Genomic DNA, 24,846 nt, shown 5'->3' on the forward strand with positions numbered 1-24,846 from the left:
AGTCACGCCGCAAAGCTGTTCGCTACGACAAAACGGCGCTATCGCCACCGCAACTGCATCGAGATCATGTTCGGTCGCCTAAAAGACTGGCGCAGAGTCGCAACCTGCTATGACAGATGCGCCAAGACCTTCCTGTCCGCCGTCGCACTCGCGGAAACCGTCATGTTCTGGCTTTGAAGATCAATGAGCCTGAGCCCTAGATATGTTCAGTCCAGATGAAATATCTCGGGCATCTCGGCCCACCACTCTCCGTCTTTGCGAGGTGTGAGTGGGCGCTGCAGTGGGGCCACAATTCGCTGCCACTCGCTGGTGATCGGATCTTCTGCCAACTTCGCTTGATCCGCCGCGAAGTCGTCGCCGACATATTCAAAGTATCCGAACAGAAGATTTTCAGGTTCCCGCAGGAAGATAGAGTAGTTGCGGATGTTTGCGCGCCCTAGTGCCGCCGAAACGCCCGGCCAGCTCTCTCGATGCAGCTCAATATAGCGATCCCGCGTCTCGTCCGTGAGGCCGATTATTGCCCCAAATCGCTTCATCGAATACGCTCTCCGGTCGACCTGAACAGGCAAGTCTTGTCGGCATCGAATGTCACCGAGACGGTATCTCCCACTGCCGGCCGCGCAGATCGAGCCTCCACGACGACAGGCAAACCCTGCCCCAAGCTCCCATGTATGAATGCGGTCGACCCCAGCTGTTCGACCACCTCGATGGTCAAGTCCACTCGGGGCCCTGTGCCCTCCATAAAGTGTTCCGGGCGAATGCCAATCTGGATGTCTTCACCGGGAGCCAGTTTTTCGCTCAGTCCCGACATCGCGATTTCGACCCCAGCAAGTTTCACGCGATCTTCGGCGATGACTTGTCCGGGCAGAACATTCATCCGGGGGCTTCCAATAAAGCCGGCCACGAACGTGTTGTCGGGATCGTCGTAAAGGTCTGTTGGCCGCCCCACCTGCTCGACCTTGCCGGCGCGAAGAACAACGATCCGGTCCGCGAGCGTCATGGCCTCGGTCTGGTCATGGGTCACGTAGATCATCGTCGCGCCGAGAGATTGATGCAAACGGGCAATTTCTATCCGGGTCTGCACCCTCAACTCAGCATCGAGATTGGAAAGCGGTTCGTCGAATAAAAAGACCCGCGGCTCGCGTACGATTGCCCGACCGATCGCAACACGCTGGCGCTGCCCCCCGGACAATTGTGCGGGCTTGCGATCGAGGAGCGGTTCGATTTGCAGGATGCGCGCCGCTTTCTCGACAGCCTTCCTCCGCTCCTCCTTCGGAATGCGTTGCAGCCGAAGCGCGAAGCCCATGTTCTCGGCCACTGTCATATGCGGATAAAGCGCGTAAGACTGGAAAACCATGGCGATGCCGCGGTCATACGGCTCTTCGTCGGTCACGGTCTTGCCTGCGATCGTGACCTCGCCCGACGTGACGTTCTCCAGTCCGGCAATCATCCGCAGAAGCGTCGACTTTCCACAACCGGATGGACCGACGAAAACGACCAACTCGCCCTTCTCGATCGTCAGATCAATCCCCCGGATCACGTCATGCCCACCAAAGCTCTTCGTGACCGAGATCAGCGTTAGTTCAGGGTCGGCCGATTTCGGCTGAATTGAGGCAGACATATTCATCCTTTCACGGCGCCGGCGGCAATTCCGGCCACAATACGGCGCTGAAAAACAAGGTAAATCAGAACAATAGGCGCCGCAGCCAGAACGATCCCGGCAGCCAGGAGCGGCACGTTCGTGGAATACTCGCCCCTCAGCGCGGTGATCCCGACCATCAATGTCCGTTCGCGCTGGAGGACCAGAAGGGAAATCAGAACATCGTTCCAACAATACAATGTGTTCAGGATCCCCAACGTGATCAGCGCCGGGGTGCCAAGCGGCAGCATGACAAACCACCAGACCTGCCAAAACCTCGCCCCATCCACACGCGCCGCTTCGGTAAGTTCTCGCGGAAGTGCCGCGTAGAATGCCGCCATGAGGTAGACGCTGAACGGTAGGAAGAAGGCCGTGTAAGACAGGATCAACCCGATACGTGTGTTAAGCAGTCCCAGGCCGATGATGGTCTTGTAGAAGGGTACGAGCACGACCTGCACAGGGATCATCATACTGGCTAGGATCACGATGAAGACCAGTCGTCGATAGGGAAAGCGCAGCACGGCGAGCGCAAACCCGGCAAGCGATGCCGTGATCAGCAGAACCGCGACGGCCCCACCGGTTACGACTACCGAATTTAGAAAATATTCTGAGAAGCGAGCCCGGCCCCACGCCGTGACGAAGTTTTCGAAGGTCGGATCATTGACCCATCCAAACCGGTCCAGAATGTATCCCCGGTTGTCCTTCAGGGCATTATTGATCGCAAACCAGAGCGGATAGATACACGATAGGGCCAGCAGTGCCATCGGGACCGAGGCCGCCCAGAGTATCTTTCGCTCGCGTCTTCCCACCGTGGCCATGGCTTAGGCACTCCCCGCGCTAAACATTTGCATTTCGGCTCATTATACGGATTTGCAAGTAGGCAACGCCGGCCATCATACTGAACAGGAACATCGAGATTGCCGCTGCATAGCCCGGCCGGTTCAATCGCCCCTGCTCCAGCCATATCAAGAATTCCGGCAAGGTGGTTGATGTTCCGGGGCCACCGCCAGTCAGCACATAGATCAGGCCAAACATCGAGGTCAGAACACCAATGGTCGTAACAACCGCGACGAATTCGATGATGGGCCGCAGCGAAGGGATGACGATCAGGAAGAGCCGCTGCCAGAATCGCGCTCCGTCAATTCGGGCAGCCTCGACTATATCATCGGGCACCGTCGAGAGCCCTGACAGAAAAATCAGGACCGACATGCCGAAGGTCGACCAAAGCTGCACCGCAATGAGCGAGCCGAGCGCGGTGCTAGACGAGCCCAGCCAGTCGACGGCATCGATGCCGATGACCTTCAGTGCAGCATTCAACGACCCGTCATACCGCAGGACGATGTTGAAGATCGCACCAACGATCACCGAAGAAAGAACCGCGGGAAGAAAATAGACGGCGCGGTAAAGCTTTCCGCCGGGAACACCTTGATGGATCAAAATAGCCAAAAGCATCGGAAGCATGACCCAGATCGGCAGTGTTGCCAGCAACAAAAGGGTATTGACGATGGAGTCCCTGAAATTGGTATCGCCAACGGCGCGGACATAGTTGTCTGCTCCTATCCACTCACCGTTCTCACTGAACGACAGGGTGAATCCCCAAAACAGCGGAATGATCCGGAAGATCAGCAATAAGAGGAGCGACGGTAAAAGGAACAGTGCGGCGAAACGCCGTTCCGCTTTTGATCCAATTGCTTTTCGCCTTTGTGCCGACATCCTGACCCCCTTGACCCTGTTGCCTCGGCGCCTCCGGGAATAGTTTCCGAAAGCACAGCGGCTTCTAAGACCCCTCCGCGCGCTGGTGCATCGCAGAGGGGCCTGATCAACGTGGCTACATGTTGCTCTGTCGCGCAAGCTCCATGGCCTCGATGGCTTCATCTGCGGTGATGTCGCCATTGAGAAGAACCTGACTCTGCCGCTTCCATTCCTCCAGCACAGCCTGGTTCATGATCGCATGAGACATCCCCGCCGGATGCTCTTGCATCAGCGTGAGGATAACCGACAAGGTCGGCGAAGAGAGGGTGGAGGTATCGACGGCATTGCTGGCCGGCAGCGCGCCGGTGTCGACTGCGAAGATCGCTTCCCGATCCCCATCCGTCAAGATCTGAACGAGATCTTTGGCAAGGTCCTGCTCGTCGCTCTGCGCGGTCACGGCCCATCCGATGCCGCCTGCGAACGGCAAAGCTGCGTGGTCGGCTCCAGGTGTCGGGAACGCAAACGCACCGAGGTTCTCAGGCATAAGGAAGTCGTCGAACTGCTTCCAGTGAGCGACATCCGAAAGCAATCCGACAGTATGCGCGGCCTCCCCTCGCATGAACATCTCGTATTCGTCCATGAACTTGGCGGTCGAGTTGGCGCCCCGCGAGAACCAGCCGCCCTCGTTCATCTGCACCCAGAGATCGACAATCGCGCGTGCCTTTGGGTCCGTCCAAGGCATTTCGCCCGCAGCCCAGGCCGTATAGTCGTCAGCCGTAAAGGAATTGGCCGTCGCGAGGGTCACGTGAAACTCGCCGCCAAACCCTTCCTTATTGCCCATCGCAAAGCAGGGAACGCTGCCTTCAGCGATGATAGCATCGCAAACAGAGGTCAACGCCTCCCAATTGGCGGGCGGCGCATCCGGGTCCAATCCAGCCTGCTCATAGAGCGCCCGGTTATAATAGACCACGAACCCCTGAATCGTGAGCGGCAATGCGTATGTCGCCCCATCTGCGGAGAAGGCATCAACGCCGGAGAAGCCCTCGCTCATGCCTGACAGGTCAGCCAGGTCGGCTCCACGAGATGTTGTCTGTGAACCGCCATGCAGCAATACGACGTCCGGCCCCTCCCCTGATGCGAGGGCTGTCCCAAGCAAGGTATAGTATTGATCGTGCGGCTGCGCGACGAAGTTCACTGTGACGCCGGGATGCATTTGCTCGAATGCCTCTCGGGCGCTGTCATAATAGGCCGCCGTAACCGGGTCCGAGTATTTCCAGTCCCAGACCGTCAGTTCCTGCGCCATTGCGGCAGAGCCTGTCACGATTGTCGACGCCAACAAAGCTAGTTTGAGTTTCATCGGGTTCCTCCCCTTGATGTGATCCGCCGCTAGGCGCTGAGTTTCTGGAACATTCTGCAATCAGGTGCTCTTCGCATCTCCTCCGAGGACAGCACCTCAGGCGCGGCCCAGTCGCGCCTTGCCGTTTCGCTAAGGGTCAGACCCAGCCCCGGTCGGTCCGGCACGTGGATTCTGCCCTCCTGAATCCCGAACGGCTCGTCGACCAGGAAGTCATAGTTTTGAAACGAATATTCGAGCCACGGCACCTCCGGCAACGCGCAAGCTGCGTGCACGCCGGTCTCCAGCGTCGTGTTGCCCAAGGCGACGGGAATGCCCAACTCCGCCGCCAACCATCCTATGTGCATGACTTCCGAGATCCGGCCGTGCACATTGATGATGTCGGTGGCACGGGCCATGAGTAGACGCGCCCTTCCCGAGACGTCGAGGTACTCGCCTGAATTGATCAACGTCCAAGGGTGCGCGGCAGAGAGCGCTTTCAGACCCTCGATATCCGTCCGAAGGATCGGGTCCTCGACCCAATAGATGTCGTGCCCCGCTTTGCGAAACAACTCGAGTCGATGACTCGCATCCTTGGGCGACCACCCTTCGTTGGCGTCGACCATAACCGTCGCGTCCGGCCCGACCACGTCCCTAAGCAAGTCCAGCCGATTCAGATCCCATGCCGCTTCGGCATGGCCGAGCTTGATCTTGAATGCCGAGAAGCCGAGCGACGATGCCCTCGCGAAGAACGACGTGAATTCCGCGTCGGACAAGTGAAAATCGAGCCCACTCGCGTATACCGGGGCACTCCGCTTTGATCCGCCAAGGTATTCCGAAAGCGGCAAACCGGCTTGCTGCGCCGCCAGATCCCACAGTGCAATCTGCATTGCTTCACCAAATCCGTAAGTCGCGTCCCGCTGGGCTCCGCCGCGAGGACGCTCGATCCGATGAACCAGCGCCGCTGGAACCATTCCATCGAGGCCTGGCCAGACATGGGCCGCAAATGTCGCCTCCATGACAGCCAGCGGCGGCATCGGATCCCACATCGTATGAGCAAAGCCCAGTCCGGTGCGCCCGCTGCCGTCCGTCAACTCCAGAGCGACTGCGTGAAACGCGTCGAATGCAACCTGACTATCACCAATCACGCGATCCCGGCGGACCTGAAATCGGGTCAGACGCCAGTCCGTTATAGTCAATCCCCGCGAGGTGCTGGATTTACGTTGCGCGCCCATTCTGATCCTGTCAAATCTAAAATCTGATATATCAGTTACTGCAGCACATCTATTGCTTTATAGCAAGTGGTGAATTACAAAGTGGCATGAAGCTGCGCGACTCCACTCCTCTGCTATCCGATCTAGCGTATGAGCGCATCTTGCAGGCGCTCTTTGACTCAAAGGTGCCCATGGGCGCCCGCGTTAGCCAAACGGACCTCGTCAACCTCACAGGAGTGCCCGTTGGGCCGGTCAGAGATGCACTCAAGGTGCTGGAAGCAGATGGCATCGTCATCGTGCATCCACGCTCGGGGATCGAGGTGATACGGCCTTCTGCGGAACTGGTCCGATCAACCTTTCAGTTTCGTCTCATTATCGAAAAAGCGGCCACCCGAACATTTGCAATCTCGGCCCCGGAGGCACAACTCCGAAGGCTGTTGGCGCTCCACAAGGAAAGCTGTGAGGCGATCTCAACCTCAGAAACGAATGCCAACGTAGCAACAGAGCTCTCGACTATAGAAGAGTCTTTTCACACCCCGGTCGTCGCATCTCTTGGCAACGAGCTTGTCGATGCGAGCTACCGACGCCTGCAACTCATGGCGCGGATCGTCAAGGACAAGGGCGCCGTCTTCCCGCGCGCCGCCCTGAAGTCCCTGACCGAACATATTGCGGTGATCGACGCCTGCTTGGCACGTGATCCCGACGCAGCAGAGGCGGCTATTGCGCAGCACCTCAGCAACGCAATGCATCGGAATCTGGGGCTCGACTAACGGCGCCAAGGATCTTTTACCGAAACCTGCGCTCGATTCGGATCTGAACACGCGATCAGAACTTGCCTTGTCCGCCCTTGCGACCTCGCAGGCAAACCGGCTGTCGCGGCGTCCGCTCCATTGGCACATTCCGCTGCGAGCCGAAACGTTCGGATAATCGGCCAATGCCACCAACCTCGACGGGCGCTATTGAGCCGAACAGTTCCGTGCTTGGCAAGAATGGCGAGTCAGAATCCAACAGGGTTTGACAGATATCGTAGCGCGAGATACTAGTATACCAATTGACCTTTCGAGGTTGATTTCGTGGCATCTCAAGATGAGGAGCCATCAAATTTGGTTTGGTGGAAGCTGCATAAGGCAAGCGCCGGACCCGTTTAACGATCGGGAGGGATCGAAAGATGTTACACACGAGCATTCGCAAGACCTTTGCATGCGCTGCGATCGGCGGCTCGCTGGTTCTCGCGGCCAGCACGGCTTCGGCTGTCGAACTACGCGGCTGGAATATCCACGTCGAAGACTACCCTGTTTCCATCGCTATGGAATCGTTCATGGAGGAAGTGACCGAACGTACCGGCGGCGAAATCACCGGGCAGATCTATCACAACGGCGTTCTCGGCAGTCAGCCCGATGCGATCGAACAGATCCGCCTCGGCGTCATCGACTTCGGCGAATTCAGCCTCGGCCCGATGGGGCAATCCATCCCCGAGACGAACGTGGTATCGCTTCCGTTTATCTTCAGCTCCATTCCGCAGATGTACGAGCTGATGGACGGCGAAGTGGGTGAAGCGATCGGCGCGGGCATGATCGAGAAAGGGATCGTGCCTCTGGGATGGTATGACGCCGGTGCGCGCTCGTTCTACAACTCGGTGCGCCCGATCAACACGCCTGCCGACGTTGAGGGCCTCAAGGTCCGCGTGATGAGCAACGATCTCTTTGTTGGTATGGTCGAGGCAATGGACGGCAACGCAACGCCCATGGCCTTTGCAGAGGTTTACCAATCCATCAAGACCGGCGTTGTCGATGGCGCGGAAAACAACCCGCCATCCTACGAGTCGACCAGTCACTTCGAAGTCGCTCAGTATTACTCACTGACCGAGCACCTCATCATCCCGGAATGCTTGTGCATGAGCCTCAAGACCTGGGAAACGCTGACACCCGAGCAGCAGACGATCCTGAAGGAAGCCGGTCACGCCAGTGCGCTCTTGCAGCGTGAACTCTGGCAGGCACGCGAGGCTGCGAGCATGGAAATCGTTCAGGCCGGCGGCACGATTGTCAACACCATCGAAGACAAGGCTCCTTTCCAAGAGGCCATGGCCCCCGTCTACGATCAGTTCCTTGCCGACAACCCCGACCTGGCAGATCTGGTAAACATGATCCGCAACGCCGAATAACGCGGCACCAAAAAGAGTTGTCCCGCCTGATCCACAGGCGGGACAACGATTTCGGTTCTTCGCTACTTTGCAGACGCAACGCCGATAATGAGGAGACCCGGATCGTGGGGCAATCTTCGAGATTCGAGAAACTGGAGGCCGCGCTCGATCTCATTCGCGCCGCCTGCATCTTTGTCGCCGCCGTGGCATTGGTGGTCCTTATTGCCACGTTTGGATGGTTGGTTTTCGGCCGGTATGTTCTGAACGCCACGCCGACCTGGGTCGAACAACTCGCACTACTGCTGATTTGCTATGTGGCCTTCCTGGGAGCGGCCGCCGGTATCAAGGAAGACACTCACCTCGGCGTGAGCCTGTTCCGAGACATGATGCCTTTCGTGATTCAAAAGGTCCTGCTCATCGCGACGGATTTCGCGCTCGCGGCGTTTGGCATCGTGATGTTGATCGCGGGCATTACCCTCATGCAATTCGGCTGGGACACACTTCTGCCCATGCTCGACATACCCGAAAGCTTCCGTACCCTTGCGATCACATCCTGCGGGGCGCTCGTGACTCTCTTTGCCGGAGCACGCGGCGTCTTGAGGATCCTCACTTTCTCTGACTGGCAACCAGTCACTCAAGAGTTGGAAATCTGATATATGGGACTGATGATCCTTTTGCTCGTGTTCGGCCTCCTCGTGGTGGTCGGCATGCCGGTGGCGTTCGCGATGGGGATCGCCGCTGCCTCGGCCTTCTGGTTCGAGGGCTTCCCGATGCTTATCACATTCCAGCGCGCAACCGCCGGAGTGTCGGTCTTCTCGTTGCTGGCCATCCCCTTCTTCGTATTCGCGGGCGAGATCATGCTTCACGGCGGTATCGCCGCGAGACTCGTCAAGCTCGCCGCAGCGCTCGTAGGCCACCTCAAAGGCGGGTTGGCTATGGTCAATATCTTCTCATCGATGTTGTTCGGTGGAATATCGGGTTCCGCGGTGGCAGACATCTCGGCCCTCGGATCCTTGTTGATCCCAGTGATGAAGGAACGGGGCTATCGACCGGATTTCGCGGTCAACGTGACGGTCACCTCGTCCATTGCCGGTATCGTCATACCTCCAAGCCATAACATGATCATCTTTGCAGTTGCGGCAGGTGGGGGCATTTCGATCTCAAAGCTTTTCCTTGCCGGTGTCATCCCGGGCATACTCATGTGTCTCAGCTTGGCCGTCGCTGCCTATATCCTGTCCATCAAGCACAAATATCCAGCGGAACCATTTCCAGGCTGGCGCGAAGTAGGTCGTTCCGCCGCCGACGCCATCCCTGGGTTCATCACTGCCGTGATCATTGTGGGCGGCACGTTGTCGGGCGTGTTCACCGTCACTGAGTCCGGTGCGTTTGGTGCGCTCTACGCATTGCTACTCACCAAATTCTACTATCGCTCACTGAGTTGGGAGTCCTTCGTTCTGGCCGTGACGGGCGCTGTTCGGACGACGGCGATGGTCATGATCCTGATCGCCTTCGCCTCCTCATTCGCCTATCTTCTAGCTTTGTATCAGGTGCCGACCAAGCTTAGCGGACTGCTGGTCTCGATCTCGGACAATCCGATCGTCATACTCCTGATGATCAACGTCATCCTGCTCCTACTGGGCATGATCATGGATATGGCTGCACTCATCCTGATCTGCACGCCCATCTTCCTGCCCATCGCAACAGGTTTGGGGATGGACCCGACACAATTCGGCATCATGATGCTGGTGAACCTCGGTCTGGGGCTTTGCACACCGCCTGTCGGAACATGTCTCTTCGTTGGCTGTGCTGTGGGACGGATCAAGATCGAGGAAGCTTTGAAATCGATCTGGCCGTTTTATCTGGCCATTCTGGCCGCTCTGATCTTGGTAACATATGTGCCAGCCGTATCCCTGTGGCTACCTTCCCTACTGGGCTAATACCAATCCCGCAAAAACAAGCCCGTCGCTGAAATGCAAATCAGCGACGGGCTTGTTCCATGACACCAATTGCGCGACAACCAAATGGGTGACTAATGGTTAGGGTCCGACCGGCATCGCCAATCAGTGCTCAGGTTTCCAAATTCGGATAGACACGACGAAGGGTCTCGATCAGCTTCTGGCTGCTCACCGGCTTTTTCACTACGCGATCGTCCGGCCCTAGAAAGCTGATCTGTTCCGGGTCGTAAGCCGTGATGTAGACGAATGGGATGCCACGTTCACGAAGGATGTCGGCCACCGGTTTGGACGTCTTGTTGCGACCCAAGTTCACATCGAGAAACGCAATATCGATATCACCGTCGCGCGCCTTCTCTTTGGCATCTTCCAGATGAATGCTCGGACCCACCACCGTGAAGCCGATATCCTCCAGGATATCAGTCATCTCAAAGGCCACTACGACCTCGTCTTCCACGATGAAAATATTCTTCGGCGTATCAGTCATAGACTTATTGTTCTTCCATGTTCTGCGGCATTTTCAGGTGCCATACGTATCCGTCAGGCGTGTAGGCCGTCTCGACTTTTCCGCCCGTTTCCATCTCCAGAGCGCGACCGGTGATAAAGCTTCCGAAGCCCTTTTCCGTAGGTTCGTCAGGGGTCGGGCCGCCCGTCTCGATCCAATGGATTTCCAAAGACGAACCCCCGTCGCCTTGGTTAAGTTCCCATGACAAATTGACGCGGCCTTCGGGGACGGACAAGGCGCCATATTTGACCGCATTCGTGGCAAGCTCGTAGAAGGCCATGGAGAACGAGAGCGCTTGACGGGACAGCATTTCGACATCGGGGCCGGACATCTCAATTCTGCCGCCACCGATGGGGCCGAGCACATCGGCCGCAACCTCGCCAATGGCGGCCCGATCCCAACTGGTCCCAACCAGTTTTGAATGGGCCGTCGCATAGGCATTGAGCCTTTGGTCGATCGTCTCGCGCAAGCCTTTTTGACTGCTGAGTTTGCGAAGGGATTGGCTGACAATCGACTTCACGACGCTGAACGCATTCTTGACCCGGTGGTTCAGTTCGGCAATCAGAATATTCTGCGCCTCGCGCAGGCGGCGTTCCTCGTCGATATCGATCAAGGCGACGGTCGCCCCAATGCGTTCGCCCTCGGCATTCCTTACAGGCTCACCGATGATGCGCAGCCAGAACCTCGTTCCATCACCTCGTTGGTAATGCACATCGATTTCGGCGTGCTCCTCGTTGTCACGGATCACTCTCGACAATGGATATTCGTGGCTTTGAACCGGTCGCCCATCCTCGTGGAAAGAAACCCACTCACCATAGGATTCGACGTCGCCTGAATGCAGGATCGGATGGCGAACCATCCTTTCGACATGACTGTTTCCGTAAATTATCTGACCGTCCGCGTCGGCGAGCACGACGCCAACCGGCACAGTTTCCATCATTGCTTCAAGAAAGCTCAGCCTTTGCGATGCTTTTCGCGCATTTGCGGAGGACGCTTTCGACCCGGAATTTCCGGTGGCCAACTCTTCCTGCATACGCAGCAACTCGTTCGCCATCTCATCAGTGGGCTTCAACGACATTATCATTCCTACGTGGATCACCCTGCGGCTTGCTACAGTTAGGCCAAGGATTTGAGTTGTCCAATACAAGATGCAGAAATCGCTCACCAAGTTGACGGCGAGCGCACGTCAAATGACTTGGCGACAGGGTAAGTGGTGAGCGAGACCAGCCCGTCATTGACGGTCGCGAAACGGAAACCGCGACTGTCGATGTGCTTCCTGAAGGGAGATCAGTTGCCTTCAGCTCGCCGCACCCGGTCGTCCACTCATTATGACGTCTGTCGCCGCGGACACGCTGACCCGGACCAGCTCTGCGAACTTCTCGAAACGCTCAGGCTCCCTGCTATCGGACGTGCGCATGGATTGTGCCTCCGCGCCAACGCGCCTCAATCCCAGCGTCGACGCAGCGCCCTTCAAAGTATGAAGTGCATCATCGAGGGCCATCTGGTTGTCACCGACGTCTTCGATCTCGAATTTTGCCAACAGCGCCTCGACATCACTTTCCAGCTGTCGAAGTAGATCGACGAAAAGTTCAGGCCCCAAATCTTCAAGCACGGGGGCCAACTGATCTTCATCCAACAGGCTCGTTGGTGCATCTCCTTGAGCAGGCAGTGCATACTCCGCGAGAATGGTCGCGATCTTGTCTCGTGTCACCGGCTTTGCGACGAAACCATTCATGCCGACGTCCAGACAGCGTTGTCGGTCTTCTTCGAATGCATTCGCCGTCAGACCGACGATCGTCGTCGCGTCGCCCCGCTCTCGCAGTTTGGCAGTCGCCGCCATCCCATCCATGACAGGCATCCGCAAATCCATAATAATCAAATCGAAATGCTCCGCGGCCAACAGATCAAGCGCCTCCTGTCCGTTCTGAGCCGTGCTCACGACTGCGCCAAAGCGCTCCAGAAGAGCTTTGGCAACGTCGCGATTGATCGGGTTGTCCTCGACCAGAAGAATTCTCGTATCGTAGCGATCGGACTGCTGTGGCTTCACCTGAGACAAGCCGCACTGCGGCTTTGGTGCTTCTCCGATCACATCAACCGGAAGCTCAAGCCAGAACGTGCTTCCCTGCCCCGCCATGCTTTCGACGCCGATGCGCCCGCCCAACCCGGTGACGATCCGCTTCGAAATGGCAAGTCCCAGACCAGTCCCTCCGAAACTGCGCGATGCCGAACCGTCTATCTGACTGAAATTCAGAAACAATTTGTGCTGTAGTTCTTTCGGAATGCCGATCCCGCTGTCCGCAACCTCAATCCGCAGAATGGTTTCCTCTCGGACTTCGGCCCGCACCTCGATGAAGCCTGACGCCGTAAACTTGATAGCATTGCCCACGAGGTTCATCATGACTTGACGCAGCCGTACATCGTCGGTCGCCACGATCAATGGCGGTACATCAATCCTGAAATCCAGCTTGGCATCAGTTACTCGTTGCTGAAAGACATCCGTCAAGACTTCTGCGAATTCAGGCAGCGACAGTGGTGCGTTCTGGAAAGTCACCCCGTTGGCATCCAAATTCGAAAAATCCAGAATGTCGTTGATGACATCCAAGAGCATATTGCCGGACCGGCGGATCGTGAGGGTTCGGCTCGCCTGTTCGGGGGTGAGGTCACTGTCGATCAACAGGTCGACGGCGCCAATAATCCCGTTCAGCGGCGTTCGGATCTCGTGGCTCATCGTTGCCAGAAAAAGAGACTTTGCTTCGCTGGCGGCAAGTGCTGCCTTTGCGCTCTTGGCGTTACGCGCCGAGAGGTCTTTCAGTCGGCTTTGGGTATGTGAAATGATCTTCAGCTGCGCAAACTGAAGCGCCATGATCAAGACAAACACCGCCCCGGTGATTGCGACCACGACAGCCAGATAGCCATAATTCACTATCTTGCTCGCGCGGTCAGATGCACGGGCGACACCCAGGCGCTCATTGGTCAGAATAACCAGAGTATTGCTCATGGACTGGATTTCGCGCGCGAAGTCCAACAAGTCAGGCAAAGCGTCGGCAAATGCCGATCTATCCGCAACCAGCGCGTCCATGGTTTGCGCCATCTCAAGAAGCGTCGCCTTTAACGCATCGGCCTGGGACTGCAACTCCTCCGAGCCTTTGAAAGACGCATCGAATATCCCCGCCTCCAGAAGTGTAATGCGGCTATACACGAGATCGAAGTTCAGACTGACCTTGGCGAGCGACGCTTCTGATGGCGAAGGTTGCGCCAGAAGGATCGCCTCGACCATCCGAGATGCCTCACGGTGGGTTTGGAACACAGCCCACATTGCATCCTCCCGGACGCTTTCGGCCATCGCCTTCTGTCGATCCTGAAGGCTGAAGAAAAGGTAAACGGTGGCTCCCATGAGAACCACCCCCAACCCGATCAAGATCGTGGTGACACGCCCGATTGCGCGGGTCGTGAGCCGATTTGAGAGTGATCTTCGCACCTAATTCTGGACGTTGATCTGTGTGATTTGCCAGACGGACCGACCGAAGTATACCTCATTGAATAGATCGGGGTTCTCGTCGAACGGATAGATCAGGAACAATGGCCCCTTGTCACGAACGGTCAGGATCTCTCCGTCAATGGCGGTTGCGAAAATGACGTCGAAGTCCCTCAAGTCCTGAACCGGCACATCGGCAGAATAATCGTTGAGCGCGACGACTTGAATGGTCTCACCTTGCGCACCAACGGCATCGAGTATGGCCGTGCCCATCGGTCCGCTGAAAGTGTGGGGGCCTTCGAGCCACGGCGTCGTTGCCGTCGTCGCTCGTTGCGCCAGATTGTCGAGCATTTCTCGGTCGAACTCTGCAATACCGTCGCCGTTCGTGCGGGTGATATCGCCCGTGACGGTCAAAATGACAGGACCTTCGGGTGCTGGCAGGCCATCAGCACAGGCAATCTGTCCGAACAGAGCGAACACTGCAGCAAAAATTCGTATCATCATTATCTCCTCAGTTTTGGACCGACGTCTCGAAGGATTTTGCGTCTTGGGAATAGGCCTTGCGGATCTCGGCGATCCCGGCATCAAATGCGGCGACGCATTTCGGATCGAAGTGCTTGCCGGATTGCCTCGCAATCTCGGCGCGTGCTTCCTCAAATGGCCAAGCCGGTTTGTAGATGCGCTCCGAGCAAAGCGCATCAAAAACGTCGGCAACCGCGACGATCCGGCCGGACAGTGGAATCTCCTCGCCAGACAATCCATGGCCATAGCCGGAGCCATCCCACTTCTCGTGATGAAAGAGCGCAATCTCATGCGCCATTTTCAACAGGTCGCTTTCCCCGTCCTGAAGGATATTGGCGCCGATCTCGGTGTGCCTCCGGATCTCTGCCATTTCCTGTTCGGTCAATCGGCCCGCCTTGTTCAACACCGCATCGCTGATGCCGATCTTGCCGGTGTCATGTAGTGGCGTAGCGAGATAGATTGTCCGACAGTAATCCGGACTCATGCCAAGATTTCTGGCTATGATCTGCGCGAGTATCGCAACGCGTGAGATGTGTTGACCGGTCGATCCATCCCTCGTATCGATGGCTCGTGACAGGCGCCATATCAACTCTTCTTCCCGTTCGGCCAGTTTCCGCGTGATGTATTTCACCTCATAGTCGAGGTGTTTTGCTCGATCCAAAAGCGCGACCTGCGCCTCTCGAAGGGACAAGAGATTGCGAACACGAACGCGGAGCTCTTCTGGATCGAAGGGCTTGTTGACAAAGTCGGTCGCGCCGGCGCGCACGGCAGCAAGCCGCAATTCCCGTTCATTATCCGCGGTCAGCATGATGATTGGGACATGTTCGTATTCGGCCAAACAGCGCAGTTTTGAAACGCACTCGATCCCGTTCATTTCGATCATGCGATAATCGATCAATACCAGATCGAAGGTAGCCTCCTTGCAGCGCGCTAGCGCCTTGAGGGGACTCGAAAAACTCTCGACGTCGTAGCTGTCCACTCGAGCGAGAACGGCTCGGATGATGTTCAGGCTAATCAGTTCGTCGTCTACAACACAAATCCGCACGGCTTTCCTCGCCACAGTCTCATCAAGAAATGGCAAGTCCCGCTTGCATCATCGTGAAGAAACTAGGGGGCGTCGGTTAAATACGGATGAATGGTATTTGGATTTATCCCATTGGATTTGACAGGATTGGAATTGGCCCGGCTTTCTTTACCCAAGGCCAATTCGCGACTGCCGATCTATCGCCCAAGGTGCACACCTGCGATAAACCGGTGTGCCTAGCCGGAAGCCGAGACGGCCAGGCCATCCTTGTCGAAGAAGTGAAGGTGTCTCGCGTCGAAGCGTAGACCAGCGGACATGCCCGGACGCCAATCCGTGTCCCCACTCACCCGAACAGTGACTTGGCCGGCGTTGCCGCACGCCATGATTATGAATGTGTCGGCGCCGAGGTATTCCAGAACATCGACGGTGCCATCGATATGGCCCTGACCGGCTTCAACCAACTCGATGTGCTCAGGCCGTATGCCCAAAGACTGCGCGACTGGCGGCGGTTCTGCTTTGGGGGCCCCGCCTGCCGGCATGACGTTCATTCGAGGAGAACCGATGAACTGCGCAACAAACAGGTTTGCTGGCCGCTCATAGAGCTCGCGCGGACTGCCCACCTGCGCGATCTTGCCAAACTCCAAAACGACGATTCTGTCCGCCAGAGTCATGGCCTCGACCTGATCATGTGTCACATAGATCATCGTGGATTTCAGCGTCTGATGGAGTTTGGCGATCTCGTAGCGCATCTCGACCCGAAGTGCCGCATCGAGGTTCGACAGCGGTTCATCAAACAGAAACGCAGTCGGGTCGCGCACGATGGATCGCCCAATGGCGACACGCTGACGTTGACCGCCGGACAGATCCTTGGGGCGGCGGTCGAGATAGGACTCGAGCTTCAAGACACGCGCCGCCTCGCCGACCTTGGCGTCTATGACATCCTTGGTCATCCCAGCCGATTTTAGCGGAAACCCGACGTTGTCCCGCACCGACATATGGGGATAGAGCGCATAGGACTGGAACACCATCGCCAGCCCGCGTTTGCTCGGAGGCTCTGCCGTGGCGTCGCGATCGCCGATCATGATCTGACCGCGTGAGGTCTCTTCCAAACCCGCGATCATCCTGAGCAATGTGGATTTGCCGCAGCCCGAAGGGCCGACAAAGATAACGAACTCGCCCTCTTCGATGGCGAGATCAACACCTTTGATCACCTGAATATTGCCAAACCATTTCTCGACGGCTTTCAGCTCGATTGACGACATCACGCAGCCCCTTTCGCTTTTTCCAGCCCAAGCCCTGCCCACGTCAGCCAAATAGCAGCGGTCCAGGTGAAATTGGCCCCGCCACATGGCGTTGCGTCATTCGGATCAAAATACTCGGCAAAACCGTTTTTCTGGATGAGTTCGACGGTTTCACGGCGGAGCCGCGCATCAAGGTCATGTCGGCCAGCATCCCGGAAGCCGATGGCCATCAAGGCGTTTACCACCGGCCAGGTTGGGCCGCGCCAATATCGGCGTGGATCAAAAACCTCGGCCTCCGGGTCCGCTGACGGTATCCCGTAGGTCACTGCGTCCCAGACCCGCATGAGATGCGCTTCCAACTCGGGGTTGGAGGCATCGGCCAGATAGGCCAGAAACGCACCCGATCCGAGCACATTGGCAAATTCCCCAGTGCGCAGGTTCTTTGCATCATATGCGCCCAGGGCCGGGTTCCAAATCGTTGGCAAGGCCGAACGCAGTTGCGCGGCCCAAGCTTCGATTTCGGTGACATCCTCGTTCAATGCGCGGCCAATCGCTGCAAGGTCTTCATGGGCGCGCAACAGGATGAACGTGATGCCCGGATCCGCCATCAGGAACGGGCCCTCGGCCACAATGCGGGCCTGATCCCAACCCACCTCGACGCCGAACTGGACTATAGCAATGTAGCGATCATACTCCGCTTTCCGGGGGCGCATCGACGGGTCGACATGCCCGGTATCGCGGCGGGTGTAGTCGCCTGCGCGAGAGCCATCGACTCCTTCCATCCCGATATCCCAGTCGGGGCAATTGTCGCGCCCACTTTCCCAAGGATGCGTTATGGCAGCGGGACCATACGTGCAGCGTGTCTCATGCCACCAGCGGTGCCAGCGGAGCAGCTTCGGGAAGAGCGCCGCCATGTGAGAGTGTCCGCCTTCGGTGTCCATCTCCCAGATCAATCGTGCCAAAGTCGCAGCGACAGGGGGCTGAGAAATGCCCGACGTGGGTGGCGATCGGTGCGTTGCCCACACGTCCGGCCCCGGAAAGTAGCCAGGGTCGACCTTGTGAAAGATGATGTGCGGGACCATTCCGTCGTCCCATTGAGATGCCATGAGCGTTTCGAGTTCGGCCCATGCCCTTGGCGGGTCGAACGTCGCAAAGCCCCATGCAGCAAAGGCGCTGTCCCAATTCCACTGGTATGGATAAAGGCCGTCCGTCGGCACCGTATAGCCGCCCCGATCGTTTTTTCTCAGAATGGCGCGGGCCTGTTCGTCGAGTGATGTCATTGCACTATCCTTTGACCGAACCTGCGGTCAGACCTTTGGTCATGAACTTTTCGAGGCCCAGAAACAGGGCCATGATGGGAACAGTCGCCACCACCGATCCCGCCATCAGATGCTGCCGCGGAATTTCGGAGGAGTTCAGCGAGGCAATGCCGCGGGTCAACGTGAACTTGGATGGATCGTCCAAAAGCATGAAGGCCAACAGGAATTCATTCCACGCAATCATGAAGACATACAGCGAGACCGATGCGAGCGCCGGCAAGGACAGTGGCAGCGTGATCTTCCAGATCACCGCCAATCGCGACAGCCCGTCCATCAGCCCGGCCTCTTCAACCTCGGACGGCAATCCGCGGAAATAGCCTTGCAGCATATAGAGCGCGACCGGGATCGTGGTTACCGGATAGATCATCACGATGCCCCAGAACGAATTGCGCAGCCCGGTCATCGAGAAGGCGATATAGATCGGCAGGGCAAGCACGATCATCGGGACCATGTAGATCAGCAAGATCGACCGGGAGAATGCCGCTCGACCCGTGAATCTCAGCCGCGCCACGGCATAGGCTCCGGGAATGGCGAAAGCCAATGTGATGAAGACGGTCAGCACCGATATGAAAAAGGAGTTGAAGAGATACGTGCCGAAATTGAACTGAGTGAACAGCTCATCGTAAGATCTGAACAACTCCGCTCCTTTTGACAGGTCGATCGAGAAATCCAGTGGATTCTGGATCAGCTCGGACTGGTTCTTCAGGCTGGTCATCACCATGACGTAAAACGGGATCATCACGATTGCGGTGAAGAAGATGTATCCAAATCCGGTCAGGAACCGGATCACCGCACCTTCAAACTCATGCCTGTTCAAGATGCCCGGCTTGACCTCTTCCAGGATGGAGGGCAGCGACGATGCAAAGCTCACGGCAAGCATGGCAGAGCCGAACAGTCGTGACGCAAGACTCGTTTCCGGTCCGACCAGAACCGGACCAAAGCCCAGCGCCCCCCCGATCACGAGTGCGGCGAGAATGCCAAGACGGACGCTGCGACCACGGCCAACAGTCACCAAGGCACCGCCGGCAATCGCGCCCCAGACAATCGACAGGGCGATGCTCGGCCGAAACGCCTGCCCCGTCGCGAATGACATGGCCACAGCCACGGTCACGGAAAGGACAATCATCCACAGCGCACCAAGAACCGGACCAGTCACGTTGCCACGGCGGATCATAGGCCTTCCTCCCGGCTGATGAACTTGAGGAAAAACAGCGAAAACACGAGCAGACAGCCAAAAATCACCACGGCCACAGCGGCTCCGGCCCCGATATTCGAGATGGCGAACGCCTGCTCATAGACATTGACCGTCAGCGTGCGCGTGCCGGCATTGCCGCCGGTCAAAAGGAAGATGTCGTCGAATTTGTTGAAGGTCCAAATGAACCGCAGCAGGAACAGAACACTCAGGATGCCAAGCAGCTGCGGCACGCTCAGATACCAGAACTGCTGAAATGGACTGGCACCATCCATATCAGCCGCCTCATACATGTCGGTGTCGATACTCTGCATACGGGCCAGGATGAAAAGAAAGGACAGTGGGAAGTAGCGCCAGATTTCAAAGACCGTGACCATGATCAGCGCCAGCGGTCGGTCTCCAAAGAAATTGATCGCTTGCTGCGTCACCCCCATCTGAATGAGCAACGCATTGGCCGAACCTGAAAACGGATCGAAGAGGATCAACCAAGCAAAGGCGACGGCGATCACCGGGGCGACATAAGGAAAGAGGTAAAGGCCACGGAGAATACCTTGCCCCCGGAATGACTTGTTCAGCAGCAGGGCGGCAAACAAGCCGACCAGAAGAGCTCCGATCGTGCCGAAGACGGTATAAAACAAGGTCACCCAAAGGACTTCGAAAAATTCTTCGCCGTTGAAAATACGCGCGAAGTTTTCAAGGGTGAAGCTGTCGTTGGTCAGCACATTCGACGATCGACCCTCGATAGTCGCCTCGCTATCCTGAGGCGACTGACCGCTATCCAGATAGGACTGCTCGACAAGAACCGGGAAGGTCAGCGTCTCCCGATAGCCCGGCTCCCAATCACCAAAGGCGCATGTCAGATTACGGCCATCCAATGTGCAACGCTCGTCGACGGACTGGACCACCAAACCAATCGGGATCACATCTGAAAACGACACCGCCAGAATGGGCTGGTCCTGTGACGAATTCCGCAACCTGTATCGGATGGTTGCCTCGTCGCCGGCGACCTCCGGCCCCCCACGCAAATCCTCGCGCAAGACCACCTCCGGGGCGCGCAGATCCGCGAGCTTGACGGGTTTGACCGATATCCAGAAAATCGCCAGAAGCGGAAGAATGACCACAAGGGCCACGGCCGTGATCGTCGGCGCCAAAAGGCCCCATGCCAGCCGGGCCTCGCGCTTGGCCAAGGGCCCTGTGCCCGAAGGAGGGACTGCGTCAGCCATTGTGTGATCAGCTCCGTTCTCTGTGGAGTGCTAGGCAAGTAACATGGCCAGCAGGCATGGCGGTTGCGGGGCACTCACCAATGAGCGCCCCGCCTCCTTTGAGGTTACTCGACGGCGGCAATCGCGTCGTTTAGCGCAGCAACGGTCGCAGCGGCATCCCTCTCACCGTCGATATACTCACGGACCAGACGGTTGATCACTTGGCTGTTGATTATGGCCGAGGCGGCGGAGAGCTGCCCTTCGTCCACGCCCCAACGCTGGGCGACATCCAAGCCAGCCACGATCTCTTCGATCATGGCAGCGTCGTATAGATCGCCCAACGGTGCACGACGATCGACACCCACATCGAGCGTTGCCCAGAGATCGGCAAACTCGGTTGGGTTTTCGGCCGTACCGCGACGCACGGGGAACTTGCCCTCCGGCGCAATGGCAAGGGTCGCTCCGTAACCCTCGTTCATGGAATACGCCACGAACTCCATCGCAGCGTCCGTCGACGCATCAGAGGTGATGCCAAAGTAACGGACGTCGCCCCATGCTGCACCATCGGGGTTCGACGGGCCTGCGAAGTTGGTGACGATACCGGTTGCCGCCGCCAGATCCGTCGACGTCGGATCATCGTTGATCGTCGGTGGAGCGCTATCGCGCAAGCCGGCCAATTCATCGAGGATGAACGGCGACCAGATAATCATCGCAGCATTGCCGCTGAAATAGAGGCTGCGCGACTGGTCCCAATACAGATCGCCCGGAGGAGAGGCCTCCGCAATTGCCTTGTAGAATTCCAGGACCTCGATGGTTGCGGCCTCGTCCAGCGGGATCACGCCGTCAGGGCCGACAGGCGACACGCCGTTGGCAAGGAAAATATGTTCCAGAACCTGGCTCATGAAGTTCTCGTCGATCTTGGTCGCAGCGACAAATCCATACATTTCCGGAGGGTTATGAAGGGCGTCGACAGCGGCAAGCACGTTGGCATATGTATTTGGCGGCTCCAAGCCAGCGGCTTCGAACAGGTCGGCGCGGTAGACGATCATCTGGGTCCAGCCATCTACCGGGACGGAGACATATCCGCCGTCCATTGCCGCCATGTTCAGCGCACCGGGGGCGAAGGTATCGGCGCCGAGCTCCTCGATTACATCTGTTGCAGCATCGCTATCGAGGATACCAGCCTCGGCCCAAGGTGCCGCGTATTGCAGCGTATGATAAATGACATCCGGCAGATCCCCAGCCGCGAAAGCAGCCGTTGCTCGCGTGCCAAGATCGTTCTCCGACACGGGAATGACCTGAACGGTGTGCCCTGTGCTTTCCGCAAAGGCCGCTGCCATCTCTTCCTGACGAGCCAGACGCTCCGGCTGCTCTTCCGTGGTCCAGAACCGCAGTTCCTCTGCCTGAGCCGCCAGTGCCGACAGGCATACCGCAGCCGCCGTTCCGGCACGCAATAATGCTTTGTATTTCAGTGTCATGATAGTCCTCCCAATGAGATTTTCGAATAGTCTAGATTGAGCCACGAAAAGGCGCGGTTGATCCGCGCTCAACGAAGGTGGCAGTCGTGGTTTCTCTCAGCAGCTCTGGATCCTCCCCGCGAACCCGGCGGATCAGAAGCTTTGCCAACCGTTCGCCAGCGGCCCGATTATCAACGGTAAAGGTAGTCAGCGGCGGCATGGCATAGGCGCCTTCGGGGATGCCGTCATATCCGATGACAGACAGATCCCGACCAATGACCAATCCCCTTCCGGCAGCGGCGCGATACACACCAAGTGCCGCGAAATCGACGGCACAGACGATTGCAGTCGGTGGGTTTGGGCGCGTCAGAAGGCGATCTCCGGCCCGCTCGCCATCCGCAAGCGTGACGGCATTGCTCTCGATCAGATCCTCGTCGACCGGCAAACCGGCGTCCCGCATACCCTCTCGGAATCCCGCCAAACGCAGAGGGGCATAGCAATATTGCGCCCCTCCATTGATGAAACCGATCCGACGATGACCCAGTTTGGCAAGATGAGCGACGGCGTCCTGCATCGCCTGCTCGCCCAGAATATCATACCAAGCGGCGCCCTTGGCCGTCGCGTGTCGCCCATAGAGGACGAAAGGCACTGCTGCACTCGATAGGAACTTAACCCGCGGATCCTCCGTCATCGCGCGCGGCAAGACGAATCCGTCCGCCTTTCCGTCACGCAACATTTCGCGGAAGGTCTCGATCATCGACGCATCACTATCGGCGGCCGCGACCGTCAGGGTCCAATGCTCGGCGCTTGCTCCGGCGGACAGGCCCGCCAGAAACTCCGCAAGGAACGGACGATGCGAGTCGTGGTCCGAGAATTGCAGGACGAGCCCCAAGGATCGAGTGCGCCCGGTCTTGATCGCTTGGGCATGGCTCAGCGGATGATAGTTCATCTTTTCGGCCATGCGACGCACCCGCAGGCGGGTCGCCTCGGAGATATCGGGATAGCTGTTCATGGCGCGCGAGACCGTGGATTTCGTCAATCCAAGCGCGCCGGCAACATCAGAAATCGTGACCCGGGCACCTGCGTCCCTGCCGCGCGGCTTTTCTTCAGTAGTGCCCAATTCGGTAGTCCTCCGGAGGCAACCCTGCGTTCCGAAACCGGTTTCCGCAACAAAAAAATGCGTTGAAGCAGCAGCGGACCCCGTGACGATCACGACGATCCACCGACCTGACGCCTCATTGGCGTTATCAGGGATAAGCTTCGAATGATCCGAACGCCTCTAACCTGGACCTGGTGAGAACCAGTTCCACGCACGTCCCGGCGCCTTGAAATCCGGGCTCAGGTCGCCTCCCGCTCCGCCCATCCAGCAAAGATCCGTTCGAGGAAAACCACGGCGTAGTACAAAATGATGCCAAGAAATGCGAGCGCGATCAGAACCGCAAACATCAGAGGATAATCCCCGTTGGTTTCGCCGGATTTGAACAGCGCACCAAGGCCGCGACCATGTGGGCTCACGATCTCGACGAGATTGGTCCCGATAAATGCCAATGTGGCCGCAACCTTGAGCGCCCCAAAGAACTCCGGCAATGTCTTGGGCAACGCGATCTTGCGAAAGATGGTGAACCGCGTCGCCCCAAGAGCGCGCAGAATATCGCGATATTCCGGCTCCAACGTCGACAGGCCGATCCCCACCGAAACCGCGATCGGAAAGAATGAGATCGTAAAGGCCATGAGGATCGTGTTGAAATCGTGTTGCCCTATGAAAATCAGCGAAATGACCGGAACGAGCGTGGCCTTCGGAATCGCATTGAAGCCGATCAAAAGCGGGTAGAGCGCCTCGCGGGCGATCCGCGAAAACCCGATGACCATGCCCAGCGCCGTGCCGACCACAACCGCGATGAACAGCCCCACCACCGTCCTCCAAAGAGTTTGCCACCCCATGACGAGGAACAACTCTTTGTACTTCCAGAATGCCGGAGGCAGATCCGAGGGCGACGCCATCTTGTAGTTTGGCCAATTGTTGACCCAGACCAAAGCCTCCCAGAGCCCTAGAAAAACCAAGACGGCGACGATGGGTACGACGATCTTGCCTAGCATCAATGCACCTCGACGTCGCGCCCCTGGGCGATCTTGATCTGGTCGCGCAGGATATGGAGCATGTCGGCAACGGGGGGCGTGTAAAGCACGTCCAGCGTCCGGTCATCCGGCAAATCCACCTGCATGACATATTGCGTCCGGGCGGGACGGCCGGACAAGACGATGACTTGGTCACCGAGAAACACACTCTCCGTCAGGTCATGGGTGATCAGAATGGTCGTGAACGGCTCCGCACGGCGCAAGTCCCGCATCGTCTGCCACAGGTCCTCTCGGGTGAAATTGTCCAGTGCTCCGAAGGGCTCGTCCATGATCAGGACATCGGGCTTGTGAACCAGCGAGCGGCACAGAGACGCCCGCTGCCGCATACCCCCGGACAATTCGGAGGGGCGCTTGTTCTCGAACCCAGTCAATCCGACCATTTCGAGAAGTTCCATGGCCCGCGCGATCCGGTCCGCACGTGACATGCGCGGGGCGACGATCTCAAGCGGGAGGATAACGTTGTCGATGATCGTCCGCCATTCGAGAAGAACGGGGTTCTGAAAGGCCATGCCGACGGTCTTGCGCGGCCCTCTGACCCGCTCACCATGAAGCCACACCTCGCCCTCATCCGGCTTCATCAACCCGGCGACCAGTCGAGTGAGCGTCGACTTTCCGCAACCCGACGGCCCCACGACAGCGGCGAAACTGCCCTCGGGAACGGAAACGTCCAAGCCATCAAGCACCGGCAAAGGCCCGCTGGCGGTGGCATAGGCGTGCTTGACACCTTTGATTTCAATGAGGTTTTCGATCACACCAGCCTCGAAGGGGGCGAGCCACCGCCAGAGTTGGCGGTGACCCGGACC

Annotated in this window: 23 protein-coding genes and 1 pseudogene; 5 read left to right on the forward strand and 19 right to left on the reverse strand. The window is 57.8% G+C overall.

What is annotated here, in order from left to right; genetic code table 11:
* Positions 1-177 (forward strand): annotated as a pseudogene (locus tag LOM8899_RS20735) (transposase); the annotation flags it as partial.
* A gap of 29 nt (positions 178-206) precedes the next feature.
* Here LOM8899_RS20735 and LOM8899_RS20740 read toward each other — a convergent pair.
* The 6 genes from LOM8899_RS20740 to LOM8899_RS20765 form a co-directional block, all read right to left on the reverse strand.
* On the reverse strand, positions 207-536 hold the full coding sequence (locus LOM8899_RS20740) for an L-rhamnose mutarotase (protein WP_093994169.1): 330 nt from the start codon (positions 534-536) through the stop codon (positions 207-209).
* Positions 533-1,621 (reverse strand): ABC transporter ATP-binding protein, encoded by a 1,089-nt coding sequence (locus LOM8899_RS20745; RefSeq protein WP_093994210.1) that lies wholly within the window; start codon positions 1,619-1,621, stop codon positions 533-535. Before LOM8899_RS20745 ends, LOM8899_RS20740 begins: the two co-directional genes overlap by 4 nt.
* A gap of 2 nt (positions 1,622-1,623) precedes the next feature.
* Positions 1,624-2,457 carry a carbohydrate ABC transporter permease gene (locus LOM8899_RS20750; RefSeq protein ID WP_093994170.1) on the reverse strand — a complete coding sequence of 278 codons (834 nt, stop codon included), beginning with the start codon at positions 2,455-2,457 and terminating at the stop codon, positions 1,624-1,626.
* A gap of 19 nt (positions 2,458-2,476) precedes the next feature.
* Positions 2,477-3,352, reverse strand: coding sequence for a carbohydrate ABC transporter permease (locus LOM8899_RS20755; protein ID WP_093994171.1), 876 nt, complete (start codon positions 3,350-3,352; stop codon positions 2,477-2,479).
* Between the two features lie 115 nt (positions 3,353-3,467).
* Positions 3,468-4,688 carry an ABC transporter substrate-binding protein gene (locus tag LOM8899_RS20760; protein WP_093994172.1) on the reverse strand — a complete coding sequence of 407 codons (1,221 nt, stop codon included), beginning with the start codon at positions 4,686-4,688 and terminating at the stop codon, positions 3,468-3,470.
* Between the two features lie 29 nt (positions 4,689-4,717).
* Positions 4,718-5,899 (reverse strand): mandelate racemase/muconate lactonizing enzyme family protein, encoded by a 1,182-nt coding sequence (locus LOM8899_RS20765; protein WP_211096243.1) that lies wholly within the window; start codon positions 5,897-5,899, stop codon positions 4,718-4,720.
* A gap of 86 nt (positions 5,900-5,985) precedes the next feature.
* Between LOM8899_RS20765 and LOM8899_RS20770 the strand changes: the two genes are divergently transcribed.
* The 4 genes from LOM8899_RS20770 to LOM8899_RS20785 all read left to right on the forward strand — a co-directional run bounded on the left by LOM8899_RS20770 (position 5,986) and on the right by LOM8899_RS20785 (position 9,955).
* Positions 5,986-6,648, forward strand: coding sequence for a GntR family transcriptional regulator (locus tag LOM8899_RS20770; protein WP_093994173.1), 663 nt, complete (start codon positions 5,986-5,988; stop codon positions 6,646-6,648).
* A 398-nt stretch (positions 6,649-7,046) separates the two neighbouring features.
* Positions 7,047-8,039 carry a TRAP transporter substrate-binding protein gene (locus LOM8899_RS20775; protein ID WP_093994174.1) on the forward strand — a complete coding sequence of 331 codons (993 nt, stop codon included), beginning with the start codon at positions 7,047-7,049 and terminating at the stop codon, positions 8,037-8,039.
* A gap of 17 nt (positions 8,040-8,056) precedes the next feature.
* The gene (locus LOM8899_RS20780) at positions 8,057-8,671 is read left to right on the forward strand and encodes a TRAP transporter small permease (protein WP_245820663.1); all 615 of its coding nucleotides are present in this window, start codon (positions 8,057-8,059) and stop codon (positions 8,669-8,671) included.
* A gap of 3 nt (positions 8,672-8,674) precedes the next feature.
* Positions 8,675-9,955, forward strand: a complete 1,281-nt coding sequence (locus LOM8899_RS20785) for a TRAP transporter large permease (protein ID WP_093994175.1) — start codon at positions 8,675-8,677, stop codon at positions 9,953-9,955.
* Positions 9,956-10,085: 130 nt separating this feature from the next.
* On the opposite strand, the gene LOM8899_RS20790 is transcribed toward LOM8899_RS20785, so the two are convergent.
* From LOM8899_RS20790 to LOM8899_RS20850, 13 genes are all read right to left on the reverse strand, one after another.
* Positions 10,086-10,457: a response regulator gene (locus LOM8899_RS20790; protein ID WP_093994176.1), complete on the reverse strand. Its 372-nt coding sequence runs from the start codon at positions 10,455-10,457 to the stop codon at positions 10,086-10,088.
* Positions 10,458-10,461: 4 nt separating this feature from the next.
* Positions 10,462-11,622: an HWE histidine kinase domain-containing protein gene (locus tag LOM8899_RS20795; RefSeq protein ID WP_245820665.1), complete on the reverse strand. Its 1,161-nt coding sequence runs from the start codon at positions 11,620-11,622 to the stop codon at positions 10,462-10,464.
* 150 nt (positions 11,623-11,772) lie between these two features.
* Positions 11,773-13,869, reverse strand: coding sequence for a response regulator (locus LOM8899_RS20800; RefSeq protein WP_093994178.1), 2,097 nt, complete (start codon positions 13,867-13,869; stop codon positions 11,773-11,775).
* 84 nt (positions 13,870-13,953) lie between these two features.
* Entirely contained in the window at positions 13,954-14,454 is a 501-nt protein-coding gene (locus LOM8899_RS20805) for a putative pterin-binding protein (RefSeq protein WP_245820667.1), read from the reverse strand.
* 7 nt (positions 14,455-14,461) lie between these two features.
* Positions 14,462-15,553: an HD domain-containing phosphohydrolase gene (locus tag LOM8899_RS20810; protein WP_245820669.1), complete on the reverse strand. Its 1,092-nt coding sequence runs from the start codon at positions 15,551-15,553 to the stop codon at positions 14,462-14,464.
* A gap of 179 nt (positions 15,554-15,732) precedes the next feature.
* Positions 15,733-16,758 carry an ABC transporter ATP-binding protein gene (locus LOM8899_RS20815; RefSeq protein WP_093994180.1) on the reverse strand — a complete coding sequence of 342 codons (1,026 nt, stop codon included), beginning with the start codon at positions 16,756-16,758 and terminating at the stop codon, positions 15,733-15,735.
* Complete coding sequence (locus LOM8899_RS20820) at positions 16,758-18,017, reverse strand: MGH1-like glycoside hydrolase domain-containing protein (RefSeq protein WP_093994181.1); 1,260 nt, start codon at positions 18,015-18,017, stop codon at positions 16,758-16,760. Before LOM8899_RS20820 ends, LOM8899_RS20815 begins: the two co-directional genes overlap by 1 nt.
* A 4-nt stretch (positions 18,018-18,021) precedes the next feature.
* The gene (locus tag LOM8899_RS20825) at positions 18,022-19,230 is read right to left on the reverse strand and encodes a carbohydrate ABC transporter permease (protein WP_093994182.1); all 1,209 of its coding nucleotides are present in this window, start codon (positions 19,228-19,230) and stop codon (positions 18,022-18,024) included.
* Complete coding sequence (locus LOM8899_RS20830) at positions 19,227-20,471, reverse strand: carbohydrate ABC transporter permease (protein ID WP_093994183.1); 1,245 nt, start codon at positions 20,469-20,471, stop codon at positions 19,227-19,229. The genes LOM8899_RS20825 and LOM8899_RS20830 overlap by 4 nt, the downstream gene beginning before the upstream one ends.
* A 104-nt stretch (positions 20,472-20,575) precedes the next feature.
* Positions 20,576-21,928, reverse strand: a complete 1,353-nt coding sequence (locus LOM8899_RS20835; RefSeq protein ID WP_093994184.1) for an ABC transporter substrate-binding protein — start codon at positions 21,926-21,928, stop codon at positions 20,576-20,578.
* A 31-nt stretch (positions 21,929-21,959) separates the two neighbouring features.
* The gene (locus LOM8899_RS20840; RefSeq protein WP_245820671.1) at positions 21,960-23,027 is read right to left on the reverse strand and encodes a LacI family DNA-binding transcriptional regulator; all 1,068 of its coding nucleotides are present in this window, start codon (positions 23,025-23,027) and stop codon (positions 21,960-21,962) included.
* Positions 23,028-23,245: 218 nt separating this feature from the next.
* Complete coding sequence (locus LOM8899_RS20845; protein ID WP_093994185.1) at positions 23,246-24,004, reverse strand: ABC transporter permease; 759 nt, start codon at positions 24,002-24,004, stop codon at positions 23,246-23,248.
* A complete protein-coding gene (locus tag LOM8899_RS20850; protein WP_093994214.1) occupies positions 24,004-24,792 on the reverse strand; it encodes an ABC transporter ATP-binding protein in 789 nt (262 codons plus the stop codon). The genes LOM8899_RS20845 and LOM8899_RS20850 overlap by 1 nt, the downstream gene beginning before the upstream one ends.
* Between the last annotated feature and the right edge of the window lie 54 nt (positions 24,793-24,846).

This window comes from Flavimaricola marinus (assembly GCF_900184895.1).
Classification (GTDB): domain Bacteria; phylum Pseudomonadota; class Alphaproteobacteria; order Rhodobacterales; family Rhodobacteraceae; genus Flavimaricola; species Flavimaricola marinus.